This window comes from Vibrio sp. 10N.222.52.B7 (genome assembly GCF_041474275.1).
GTDB classification, from domain to species: Bacteria; Pseudomonadota; Gammaproteobacteria; order Enterobacterales; family Vibrionaceae; genus Vibrio; species Vibrio crassostreae_C.
In genome coordinates, this window is record NZ_JBFRTU010000006.1 from 196,226 (window position 1) to 208,473 (window position 12,248).

The window sequence follows — 12,248 nt, forward strand, 5'->3', positions numbered from 1 at the left end:
TTTCTGGAATTCGCTTTCATTGATAACGTAAATATTGAGGAGCAAGGCTAAAAAACCACTAACGCAATCAAATCTATTAGAACATTCGATCCTGCTTCTAACTCTTATAACAATTTTTGCAAACTAAGATTTTAGTTAATAGAATCTAAGACAATATCAGTCGAAAAATGAAGAGATAATGGCAAAAAATCCGACTAAAAGCAGAGACCTATTTGCCAACTCGTTACTCTACGGCTTCCTATTAGCTGGCTTTATGGTTGCCTTCACCGCCGGCTACTTTGCTTACCAAGCCCACCAGCAATCTGTCAGTCCAAGTAATGTCTATGGCACATGGATAGAGATTGCGGCTCCACCTTACAACACCGATATCCTGACATTTTCAGACAAAGGTGTGATGATGAATCATCGTCTTATCACTACCTCATTCGATTTTGACGGTAAGATTGTCACGATCAACACAGGATCTGGAACCACCGTTTACACCATCAGCGGCACCTATGATTCACCTCGCTTGAAGCGACTAGAGCCAAGCGTACCGTCTCAGCAATTTGTTAAAGAAGGCTACGAAAATACTGCAATTGGTGATACCCATAGTGTCATGCAACAACGACGTGCTTCCCTAGCTGAGCAATTCAAAAGATAAACCTCCTCTTCTCCTTGCTTCCAGAAGCATTAGCCTACTCGTCGATTGGCCTCGCTCGCTCAACACACTTCACTTTGTGATTCTGCTTCAATTCACAGTATTTTCTTATAGTTTGTCGCACCTTTTCATAACTTCATGTCGTGAATTTTCACTTGTGAGATTTTCCTACTGAAGGATGTTTTATTTTATAAAACATGGACTCAGCATCTCACTCATTAAGCAACAGAATTGTAACAAGATACAATTTTTTAGTTGTCCATCGAAAACGGATTTATTTTCAGTTATAAAATTAAAACTCTCTCGAATACTGACTGGGAAGCTCCTTCAAAACTGACTGGAGCCGTTTTATGGGGCCATTTGGTTCTCGTAACCTTCAAGGAATGAGAGAAAAAGTATGATTCGTATAAATACCTGTGCTGCGAGCATTGCTCTAGCGCTATCTGGTACAGCATTAGCTGCTCCAACAGCACCTAGCATCGACATGTACGGTTCCAACAACCTGCAATTTTCCAAAATTGAACTCGCGATGGAAACCACCTCTGGCTACAACCAGATGGTGAAATATCACGATAAAGCAAAGGTCGACGTCAAGTTCAACCAATGGAGCGGAACGTCAGGAAACACGTACAACATCTACTTTGATGGCGTTAAAGTAGCCACCGGCCCAATCACTGGCAGCCAAACCACGGCTTCATTCGAATACGGCCAAGGCGGCTTATTCGATATGGAAATTGAAGCGTGTGACGAAACTGGTTGTAGCAAGAGCGCACCCGCTAAAATCACCATCGCAGATACCGATGGCTCCCACTTAGCGCCACTTGCGATGAATGTGGATCCAAACAACAAGTCATACAACACAGATCCAAACACGGTAGTAGGTACTTACTTTGTTGAATGGGGTATTTATGGTCGTGACTACACGGTAGATAACCTACCCGCTGACAACTTGACCCATATCCTTTATGGCTTCATCCCAATTTGTGGTCCGAACGAATCAGTTAAATCAGTAGGTGGTAACAGCTACAACGCACTCATGACGGCATGTCAGGGCGTTAACGATTACGAGGTGGTGATCCATGACCCTTGGGCGGCTTTCCAGAAGAGCTTCCCTCAAGCGGGTCACGAGTACAGCTCACCTATCAAGGGTAACTACGCAATGATGATGGCGCTCAAACAGCGTAATCCTGATTTGAAGATCATCCCATCGATTGGTGGCTGGACACTGTCTGACCCATTCTTCGATTTCACAACCAAAGCAAACCGTGACACCTTTGTCGCATCAGTTAAGAAGTTCCTTAACACATGGAAATTCTACGACGGTGTGGATATCGACTGGGAATTCCCTGGCGGCGGCGGTGCTGCACTTGATCTTGGTGACCCTGTGAACGATGGCCCTGCTTACATAGCCCTCATGGCAGAACTACGCGTGATGCTCGATGAGCTAGAAGCTGAAAATGGTCGCACTTACGAACTCACATCAGCTATCGGTGTTGGCCACGATAAAATTGAAGACGTGAACTATGGAGATGCTATCCAATACATGGATTACATCTTTGCGATGACTTACGACTTCTACGGCGGTTGGAACAACGTTTTAGGTCACCAGACAGCATTGAACTGCGGTAACTTCATGCGCCCTGGCCAATGTGATGGCACAGGACTTGATGAAAATGGTGAACCGTACACTGGCCCTGCTTACACCACAGACAACGGCATCCAACTGCTTCTTGAGCAAGGTGTTCCAGCCAACAAGCTTGTTGTTGGTACAGCGATGTACGGTCGTGGTTGGGAAGGCGTATTGCCATCATCACTTTCAGATCCTAGTGACCCTATGACAGGTGTTGGTAACGGCAAACTGAAAGGCAGCTCTGCACAAGGTGTCTGGGAAGATGGCGTTATCGACTACAAAGGCATTAAGGCGAACATGCTTGGTGCGAACAACCAAGGGATCAATGGCTTCGAATACGGCTACGACGAAATGGCAGAAGCGCCTTACGTTTGGAATCGCACCTCAGGTCAGCTAATCACATTTGATGATGACCGCTCGGTAAAAGCAAAAGGCGCGTACGTTCGTAGTCTTGGTCTTGCAGGTCTATTCTCTTGGGAAATTGATGCAGATAACGGCGATATCCTGAATGCAATGCATGAAGGTCTTGCTGGCGGTACAACAGATCCTGTCAACCGCAAACCTACGGCAGCTGCAGGTGCCGACCAATCCGTTGAAGGCCCAGCTTCTGTTTCTCTAGACGGTAGCGCTTCAAAAGACAGCGACGGCACAATTGCGAGCTACGCTTGGTCACAAGTAAGCGGTGCTGCGGTCACACTAGCCAACGCTAATGCAGCAGTTGCAAGCTTCGATGTGGTTGAAGTCGCTCAACAAGAAGTACTCACGTTCAGCCTAACGGTAACTGATAATGAAGGTGCGACTGCAACTGACACCGTGGTTGTAACAGTAAGCCCTAAAGACACAGGTCCAGTAAACACAGCTCCGGTCGCGGTTGTTTCGGCTCCGGCTGAAGTAAGTGCGGGTGATGTTGTCGTGGTTGATGCTTCGGCTTCGAGCGATGCTGACCAAGACACATTAATCTTCACATGGGATGTACCTGCTGGTATTGATGCAACGATTCAAGGTTCTTCAGTGAGCTTTGTCGCGGCGGAATACACGCAAGATACGACGCTGAACTTCTCTGTATCGGTCAGCGATGGCACTGATACATCGGTAGCGGCTACTTCAGTGAACGTTCTTAAGAAAACCACAGGCGGCGGTACGTGTACTAACGCTTGGGATTCAAGTACGGTCTACACTGGCGGCGACCAAGTAACTCAAGGCGGTAAGGTTTGGGAAGCGAAATGGTGGACAACAGGTGAAGATCCAACAACGACAGGCCAATGGGGCGTGTGGAAAGAGATCGGCCCAGCAAGCTGTGCTAACTAAGGACAAGATTAGTTAAAGCTAACTAAGCAACTAAAAGCAAAGGCCAACCAGAACATATCTGGTTGGCCTTTTTAGTGTTTTTTCTCTCAACCCACGTTCTAGTTGTTTGAGTAGTTAAAGTTAACCAATTAAGTTATCAAAGCTCTCGAACACTTGTGGGCACTTCATTACTCGCCCGTGACCCTGTCCTTGAGTCGCAATCAAGGTAACGCGACCCATTTCATTAGCAGCACGCTGAGACACATCAAACTTAGTAAACTTGTCTTGCTCGTCATGAACAATGATCGTCTGAGACTCACGAAGCGCTAGCTTTCCATAGGGATCAACAGACTGAATTGGGTAGTTAAACTGCTCTTCCACTTCACCCACGACCGCCTCAAACAACTTCATTGAGTAACCAGAACGCGCAACGCTACCAAATAGGTTTTCTAGATAATCCAACACAGGTGCAATGAGCAACAAAGGTTTGTTTTCTAGTTTAACGTGCTTACACTCCAACGCAGAAGCGGTACCCATACTGTGACCGACCAAACCTGCCACTTCCCCCACCGAATCTAGAACAGCTTCCAAACCATTCACAAACGCTGGGATATGACCATGTACGCCATCACTGCCACCATGAGCAGGATGATCGTAAGCCAAGGCCGTAAAACCTTTCGCGGCGATGTGTTCCATTAAAGGAAAAAACTGACTCGCGGTGCCTGACCAACCGTGGGTAAGCACCCAAACTGGACCAGTACCCAAAGAATACGTTTTGATAACGCCATCACGACCTTTGATTTCACTCTTAATAAGCCCTTGAGGATCGGCATTTTTTTGCTCGGTACGCATCGGAGTGAGCAGCAGTTTACGTGCCGTTTTCTTTGCGTGGCTCGGCGCTAAAATGTAGTGCAGATTGGTTGTAGCGCCAATCAAGCTACGCTTGAAGCTGAATTTGTTCGATGTATTGAAATAGATTTTGTCACTCATGACCGTTCCTTGTATCGCCATCATTATTGGCGGATCGAGCCCGGCCCTAAAAATCGAACGACCGTGCTATTTGTTGATATAAAAAATGGCGCTACTGCGATTTATCATCGCTTACCACCACTTCTCTAAAATTTTGTTGTAAACCTTACTTCAGCAAGACTCACATGATTTGCGGGTTAACCTGCTGTATGTATTAAACCGCTTTCCAACTGGCTACCAAGCGCTCTACACCACTCCAAAAATGAGTGTGGCTCGCTTGTTGGCCCCGTAATGAGTAGAACAAGTTCGCACTTAAGTAGAGACCGTACAACTCGAAGGTTGCCTGTTTCGGGTCTAAATCGGCTCTGAATTGTTTGCTTTCAACCGCTTTTGCTACCTGAATCGTCAAGTAATCAATCCACACTGAAATGGTTTTCTGCAGTGCCTTCTGAATCACAGAGGTTTCGCTGCCTGCATCTTTCCAAGCATCAATAAACATGCAGCTGCCTTGGAACGAGTGGTTCCAGCCCAGCCAGTTATCGAGCAGTTGTTTCAGCTTGGCTTCAATATCACCGTCGCCCAACTCTCTCGCCGGAATGATGACTCTTTCAGTGAATATAGCGTTGGAATATTCGAGTACAGAGAGTTGCAGGTTCTCTTTAGAGTTGAAGTGCGCAAACAATCCACTCTTAGACATACCACACTGCTTGGCTAATTCGCCAATCGTCAAACTTTCAAGACCATTCTCACTCGCAAGTGCAAATGCATGGCTCAAAATATACTCTTTGGTTATCTTTCCTTTGCTCATTATTCACCAATAATAAATCTGATGCTTTCTTTTTAGCACGTTCGTACTTTTTTTCAAGTTTTTTACTTAACCCTTGGTATTCATTTTGTATTATCAAAGAATTGTGGAAAAATGCGACAGTATTCAAAGGAAATTGAAATCGACTAACAAAGGAAAAAGAATGAACACACTTTGGGAACAGTTTGCGTTTTCGGCGTCAGTAACAGGCCCTATCTGTTTAATGCTGTTTCTCGGTGTGATGCTCAAGCGAATCGGCTTAATCAATGACAATTTCATTGATGTCGCATCTAAGGTCGTATTTCAAGTCACTCTACCCGCGATGCTATTTCTAAGCATTGTTCAATCGAATCACAACTTTTCAGCCAGTAGCGCGTTAGTGGCGTTTGGCGTCATCGCAAATTTTATCTTTTTCTTGTTCACGATTTTCTCAACCAAGTTGGTATTCAAAGGTTCGAAAGATCAAGGTGTGATTGTCCAAGGTGGATTCCGCGCTAATACCGCGATCATCGGCCTCGCCTATGTGGCTAATATCTATGGCAACCAAGGTGTGGCATTGGCGGCTATCTATGTCGCATCCCTAACCGTGCTGTATAACATTCAAGCTGTGATTGCACTGACACCCAAAGGCAAAGACACCGGCGCTAAAGCCATTAAAGTAATCGTCAAGTCCATCACCAAAAACCCGTTGATCATCGCTATTTTCTCAGCGGTCGTCTTCTATGCGCTTTCAATTCCTATTCCAAAAATGGTGGCTGACGCTGGGCAATACTTTGCCAATATGACATTACCTTTAGCCCTGCTCTGTACTGGCGGGTCGCTGGACATCAGCTCGCTCAAACAAGAAAAGTTATCGACGTGGTTCGCCTCTAGCTACAAGTTAATTGCCTCACCGTTACTGATTACACTGGCGGCTGGGTACTTAGGATTTGAAGGGCTCGATCTCGGGCTTATCTTCTTGATGAGCGCAGCACCAACAGCAGCGGCAAGCTACGTTATGGCTCGTGCGATGGGAGGAAACTCAACACTGGCGGCTAACATCATCGCGCTTACTACTGTTGTTTCTCTTATCACTTGTACTCTCGGTATTTTTGTACTTACTGCAATGGATTTAATATAGCTGCGACAGGCTTCAAATAATCAATACAAGCCTTAAAACAAAGGTCGCAACCCTTGATTTAGCGCTAACTGATTCAATAAAAAGGCTGTTAGATTCTACGAAAATTTTCTTAGAGATCTGATATGTCTTCCGTTCAACATACGCCTTCACAACACATCGCCAGTATTGAGTTGGGTCGAGTGATTGCTATCTTGGCGATCATTGGTTTACACGGTCAAATGGCACTCACTTATTGGCAAATAGATGAAGTGCCTTGGATCGGTTATGTACTCAACCAAACCGCTCGTTTTGCGGTACCTCTGTTTTTCCTAATTTCCGGTTATCTTATTCAGCCCAAGCTGACTGCCTCCCCGTGGCAAACCGTCATTAATTACTCTAAACCACTGCTTAAGGTTTGGTTAGCATGGAGCATCATTTGCTTAGTGATGCCATTCAACCTCGCGAAGGTAGAAGAGTTTGGTTACCTAGGTGAGCGCCAAGGCTATTGGGGTTTCTTAATGAACACGCCACTTAACTCTTTCTTAGAGGGTGGATTGGTTCATTTATGGTTTATTCCCGCTCTGGTTTGTGCAGTTTTGATCATTGCTTTGATAGTCGAAATGAAACTCGACAAACTGCTATTACCAGCGGCCATTGTACTTTACGTTTATGGTGTTTTAGCGGGCAGCTACGCAACGCTAGCCGGGTTAGAAGCACCTTTCTTCACGCGTAATGGCCCGTTCTTTAGCACGTTAATGGTGACCTTAGGTTTCCTCATTCGTCAGAATCAATGGAAGGTGTCATCCGCTAAAGCGCTGGCGTTATTAGCGTTAGGCATGTTGATTCACTTTGCTGAGGCGGCGTGGCTCACCACGTTCGACGTCGGATTCAACATGAATGATTTCTTGTTTGGCACGGCGCTATGGGGGATGGGCGTGTTCATGTGGCTTTTAGCAAATCCAAACATGGGTAACTACGCTTGGGTTCGCGCCATTTCAAATCGCATGCTAGGTATCTACGTCAGCCATTTGCTGATCATTATCGTGTTGTTCAATGTCTGTGGAGTTTTAGGCATTACGGAATTGGCAAAAGACGTTACGGTATTTTTTGGCACCGTATTGTTGAGCTTCGGGTTGGTTGTTGGAATCGAAAAAACACCACTGCGACGTGTGCTGCTTCGTTAGTGTTTGTGCCTAACATCATCAGCTAAATCAGTTTTAAAGAGTCACAAAAAATAAAGGCAAGATAACGGATTATCTTGCCTTTATTTCATCATGTCAGTAATGAGACTGTGTCACTCGCTGGAGTGTTATCGGAACGCCATTGCGCCCTTGCCAACACCTTCATAAGCGACGATTTGTAGTGATTGGTTCTCTGCTAGGCTCGGTTCAACTTGATCCGCGATATAGCCAGCAAGTAATTCCACCGTGGTATCTGTCGGTAAAATTTCCGTCTCACTCTTAGCAATCGCTAGCTCAAATTCGCCTTGTGGCGCGGTGTAGCGGAAGCCATAGTGACTTTCATCATTAACACTGTTCGCGTTTTCACTCAGGTTAAGTGATGAAACTGAAACTTGGTCTTCTTTAGAACCTAAATAAATGTCTTCCCAACGCTGAGCAAATGCTTGTTCACGTTGCCCGTCACGCTGACCATCGACCACGATTTCTACTGGAGAACGGTGACCATGCGCGATGCGTTGGCAGTTGCCATCATGCTTTTTTAAACCATGGGTGTAGTGGTAGAACGCGCCATTAATGTTCTCGTGGCGAAGGGTAATCTCTAACCCTGTGACGTTACTTGGTAGGTTATCGCGAAGAATATTGTAAACGTGTGCGGTCACACTCTCGATGGTGATCGCTTCTGCATCAATGAGGCAATATGCTTCATCAGGGCAATGTAGATGAAGACTCTTGTCACCACGCAACACATCCACTTTAGCGTAGCCCGGTTTACTTGCTTGATGCACGATCGCAGCGTTTTTCATTGGCAGCAGTAAGCGGTGATCAACATGCTGATCAACAAGGTTTTTTATCTGTTTTTTGACTCGGCTAAAGTCCAGCACCATGCTCATTTCGTTCAGTTCACCAGACATGGTGACATCTAAAATCCAACTATCTCCTACGACCCCTCTGTGTTCACAGATGTATGAAGAATCGATAACGGTAAGGTCTCTTACAAATAGGTTCAAGTGGAACTCCTTAGTGCTTTAATGAGATACGGGAGGCTGAATAATGTTCAGCAGGCACTTCGTCTCATTGATGTCTGATAAAATAGGACGGGCAGGATGTTACAACAAGCTTATAAAGTCCACCTTTTTACACCGTCATTCGAGAAATGAACAAACTACGCTCAATTTCCGCTAAAACATAGGCCAGTCTCATGCTAATAGCCATATTGCAGGTAGGGATGGCCAGCGCTTCACGACGCATTTTGCTTTAGCCAAAGGCGCGGCGACACTCCGGCAACATGTTGAAAAGCACGTGAGAATCCTGAATAGCTATTGTAACCCACTTCATCAGCGACCCAATTGATCGGCTTATTTTGCAATAACAGAAATTGAGCAACAGAGACTCGCCACTTTTGCACATAATCTCCCGGCGTTTCACCCACTTCCCGTTTGAACGCTTCAATAAACTGAGTACGAGACATCGCGGCCAGTGACGCCATTTCGGCAAATAAACAATGCAAGGCTGCGACAAATGCCTGTGTTCCGTGTGAGCGCTAGACAAGCTCAACTCCCCCGCGCTCAATACATGAAGGTGGCCCTCTTTACCTTGTTGCGCGTTAAATGACGATACTCCACACAGGTTTCCAGAATAGAAAACGCCAGTGCGTATCGAGAAGTGTTCCATTAGTTGTGAAAGCAGATCCATGCATCCTCCGAACGATTCGCTTAGTTTTTAGTTCTTTTGTCCCTCTATAGACCGGACGAGTGGGCTAAATTATTTCAAACAAGATAACCAACACTGACAAGGAACTTGATATGTCACACATGAAATCGACCAGTCAAAAAATCACTCTAATGGCCGCGTTACTAGGCACCAGCTTTTCGTTAATGGCAGCAGACCTTGATATGAGTGTCGACAGCAATAACCTCGCAATTAAAGGCTATGATCCTGTCGCTTACTTTGCCAATAAAGGTCCAGTAAAAGGCACATCTGAGTTCACAGCGACCTATAAGAATGCGATCTATAACTTTGCGAGCAGTGAAAACAGAGATGAATTTCGAGCCAATCCAGAAGCCTATGCCCCTCAATATGGCGGTTACTGCGCGTTTGGAGTAGCCATGGGTAAGAAGTTTGAAACCGACCCTCTCGCTTGGAAGGTGGAAGATGGAAAGTTGTATCTGAACTTAGACAAATCGGTTCAGAAACGCTGGCTGGAGAATACACAAGAGTTCATCCAAGACGCCAACAGCAACTGGACAACCATCAAAACCGTAGAAGCCTATAAGCTCTAGCCTACAGCGCTTATCCATTGCCCAAGAATAAAACGGAAGCGACCGAACGCTTCCGTTTTCATTGGGATTTTCCCCAAAGAGGCCAACCCAAAGCGATTGGCAACACCTACTAAGTCCATTTCTATTCTATACTCCTAGCAGATAAGCTTTTCTTTTTATGGAAGAATAATGACATTACCTAAGATTTTGGTACTCGGCCTCTGCGCCCTATCGACACTGACTTATGCCAACCCATGGCAGTTCGTCAAAAGTGAAGATGGCATCATGATTGATAAAAGGCCACACAGCGAAGGCTTGGTCGAAATACGAGCACAGATGCAAACGCCCACCACTTACTCCGGTTTTTTACTGTTATTGGAAGACAGTGAGAACGTGCCAAACTGGATAGATAATGTATCGCAAAGCCGTGTGTTGATGCAGATATCTGAAGATGAAAACATCGTCTATACCCAATTCAAAGCACCGTGGCCTGCCAGAGATCGAGACATGGTGACCTACTCAAAATACAGCATCGAGGGTGGGCAGTTTGTTTTGTCGATAAAGGATGCGTCGAACTATTTGGCGAAAGAGTCGGGGTACATTCGAATCTACGATGTGGACGCACTTTGGACACTGCAACCGCTGACTAATGCCAATACCTACATCACCTACACCGCGTATGCGAACGCAGGGGGCATCTTGCCAAATTGGTTGATGAACAAGTTATCGATAGGCAGTGCACTGAGCACGTTTAAGGGGCTAAAAGAACAGTTACCAAAGTACCAAGGCCAACAGCACCCTAACCTGCCAAATGAGTCTCGCTAACGATACAAGTCGATAAGTAAATGGAGGCATTAAGGTTAAAGATTAAGGTCTTCTAGCGAGGTCGCGAGCTAAGATAAGCGCCAAGCCAAATACTTGAAGAAACAGGGCGATGTTCTTATAGAAAGCCATTTTCTCATCAAGCCTTTGGATTAACTCAACCAAGGTCAGGTTATCCAAATAGTAATCATCGATTCGAGTTCGTTGCGCTTCTTGTGCACTGTTTATCAGCATCATCAGTTTCGGTAAGTGAGCCAAAGAGATACTTGGCACTTCGCTACTCACCCAACGCCTAAGTTGCCCACGCAGTGCTTCGTCGAGAACCGTGGTCGGCTGCACCGTTTCTAGTTTATCAAGGTGAATCAAAATCGCTTCACGCTTGCGCTCTAGGGTTTCAATCGTATTCCAAGCAAGCTGTATTGAGTACACATTGCCGTATTTGCGATCGTTGTACTCCGCTTTCTCAGCTTCAATTTTATCGAGCACCAAGCTCGACATGACAATCGCCATGATGTTGAGTATCAAGCCTGCGAGGACAATCGCCCAAGCAGGAGGAAGACGCAACGCCATAATGCTCCCTAGAACATTTTATCAAAAGGTAGGTAAGCTAAGTTTAGGACAATCAAAGAGATCATGCAGATAAGCGTTAACACCATACCCACTTTTCGACCTTTGAAGTTCTTCGCTAAGATCCCTTTCGCATGAATCACACGCCCCAGAATAAACGCCACACCAATGACATGAATCAGCCACACACCGGCGCCATTCATCTCTAACAATCCCATCAAAATAACGGTGATTGGGATGTAATCCATAGCATTACTTTGTGCCGAACGTGCTATCTGTAACGACTCGACACCGCCATCAGCATGAGCAACAAGATTGATTCGCCTTTGCTTGATCACCTCTATTGCTAACCAAATCATTACGATCGTCAGCAAGGCTGCGTAAAGTGCTGTAACCATCATATTTCCCTATTATTTTGTGTTTACTCAGTGTTCTTTGTTATCTGTTCGACAACACCCGCCGAGATAAAATGAAAATCGCACCCGAGTACTTGTAAGAGATCTCTCAAACCGAACGTAAGAGATCACAATCAAGCTTCGCAGAAAATTCCTAAAATACAAACCCAAGCCCTTGTTTTGTATGAATCCACGCATATTTATTTCGATCAGTGGGTACATTTATTTCTTAGGTAGGATTGTGAGCAAAGCCTCTGCAGTGTTTAATACACATGTCGACAGGGAGTTGGCAGGAACAGGAAAAAGCCTAACGGATTAGGTATCTTCAGGATGAAGATTTGATGGCTTAGGATGAGTTATCAGCAAGGAAGTTATGCTCTAGGATAGAGTCGCTTATCAGGATGATGAGTTTGCAAGGACACCGCTAGGACGGCGATGAATTGGATAGGTTAAAGGATTTAGCCACGTCAAGTAACGATGCAGGGAGCACCAGTTACCTATTGAAAGATAAGTAACGCGCAGTAGCAGGATGGCTACGAAAAGAATAGACCCCGTTTGGTGAAAGCCAAACGGGGTTTCCTTTTTTGTAACGTCT

At 45.5% G+C, this 12,248-nt stretch carries 12 protein-coding genes and 1 pseudogene; 6 read left to right on the plus strand and 7 right to left on the minus strand.

The window, feature by feature from the left end:
- The first annotated feature begins 178 nt into the window (after positions 1-178).
- Both AB4512_RS03325 and AB4512_RS03330 read left to right on the plus strand, forming a co-directional pair.
- Entirely contained in the window at positions 179-643 is a 465-nt protein-coding gene (locus AB4512_RS03325; RefSeq protein WP_102432103.1) for a DUF2850 domain-containing protein, read from the plus strand.
- A gap of 394 nt (positions 644-1,037) precedes the next feature.
- On the plus strand, positions 1,038-3,578 hold the full coding sequence (locus AB4512_RS03330) for a glycosyl hydrolase family 18 protein (protein ID WP_372174418.1): 2,541 nt from the start codon (positions 1,038-1,040) through the stop codon (positions 3,576-3,578).
- A gap of 120 nt (positions 3,579-3,698) precedes the next feature.
- Here the strand turns inward: AB4512_RS03330 and AB4512_RS03335 are convergent, their stop codons facing one another.
- Positions 3,699-4,547, minus strand: a complete 849-nt coding sequence (locus AB4512_RS03335) for an alpha/beta hydrolase (protein ID WP_102398468.1) — start codon at positions 4,545-4,547, stop codon at positions 3,699-3,701.
- A 193-nt stretch (positions 4,548-4,740) separates the two neighbouring features.
- The gene (locus tag AB4512_RS03340; RefSeq protein ID WP_004732750.1) at positions 4,741-5,334 is read right to left on the minus strand and encodes a TetR/AcrR family transcriptional regulator; all 594 of its coding nucleotides are present in this window, start codon (positions 5,332-5,334) and stop codon (positions 4,741-4,743) included.
- 160 nt (positions 5,335-5,494) lie between these two features.
- Here AB4512_RS03340 and AB4512_RS03345 point away from each other — a divergent pair, with 160 nt between their 5' ends.
- On the plus strand, positions 5,495-6,451 hold the full coding sequence (locus AB4512_RS03345; protein ID WP_372174420.1) for an AEC family transporter: 957 nt from the start codon (positions 5,495-5,497) through the stop codon (positions 6,449-6,451).
- Between the two features lie 122 nt (positions 6,452-6,573).
- Positions 6,574-7,614: an acyltransferase gene (locus tag AB4512_RS03350; RefSeq protein ID WP_372174422.1), complete on the plus strand. Its 1,041-nt coding sequence runs from the start codon at positions 6,574-6,576 to the stop codon at positions 7,612-7,614.
- A gap of 125 nt (positions 7,615-7,739) precedes the next feature.
- On the opposite strand, the gene AB4512_RS03355 is transcribed toward AB4512_RS03350, so the two are convergent.
- Positions 7,740-8,618 (minus strand): 6-pyruvoyl tetrahydropterin synthase family protein, encoded by an 879-nt coding sequence (locus AB4512_RS03355; RefSeq protein ID WP_372174424.1) that lies wholly within the window; start codon positions 8,616-8,618, stop codon positions 7,740-7,742.
- A gap of 230 nt (positions 8,619-8,848) precedes the next feature.
- Positions 8,849-9,303, minus strand: a pseudogene (locus AB4512_RS03360) (helix-turn-helix domain-containing protein).
- A gap of 110 nt (positions 9,304-9,413) precedes the next feature.
- On the opposite strand from AB4512_RS03360, the gene AB4512_RS03365 reads away from it, so the two are divergent.
- Entirely contained in the window at positions 9,414-9,890 is a 477-nt protein-coding gene (locus AB4512_RS03365) for a YHS domain-containing (seleno)protein (RefSeq protein ID WP_372174426.1), read from the plus strand.
- Here AB4512_RS03365 and AB4512_RS03370 read toward each other — a convergent pair.
- On the minus strand, positions 9,887-10,009 hold the full coding sequence (locus AB4512_RS03370) for a hypothetical protein (RefSeq protein ID WP_017061529.1): 123 nt from the start codon (positions 10,007-10,009) through the stop codon (positions 9,887-9,889). The genes AB4512_RS03365 and AB4512_RS03370 overlap by 4 nt on opposite strands.
- 49 nt (positions 10,010-10,058) lie before the next feature.
- Between AB4512_RS03370 and AB4512_RS03375 the strand changes: the two genes are divergently transcribed.
- Positions 10,059-10,694: an START domain-containing protein gene (locus AB4512_RS03375; RefSeq protein ID WP_017067246.1), complete on the plus strand. Its 636-nt coding sequence runs from the start codon at positions 10,059-10,061 to the stop codon at positions 10,692-10,694.
- Positions 10,695-10,736: 42 nt separating this feature from the next.
- Here the strand turns inward: AB4512_RS03375 and AB4512_RS03380 are convergent, their stop codons facing one another.
- Positions 10,737-11,261: a hypothetical protein gene (locus tag AB4512_RS03380; protein ID WP_017067247.1), complete on the minus strand. Its 525-nt coding sequence runs from the start codon at positions 11,259-11,261 to the stop codon at positions 10,737-10,739.
- A gap of 8 nt (positions 11,262-11,269) precedes the next feature.
- Positions 11,270-11,656 (minus strand): MAPEG family protein, encoded by a 387-nt coding sequence (locus AB4512_RS03385; protein WP_017061526.1) that lies wholly within the window; start codon positions 11,654-11,656, stop codon positions 11,270-11,272.
- Between the last annotated feature and the right edge of the window lie 592 nt (positions 11,657-12,248).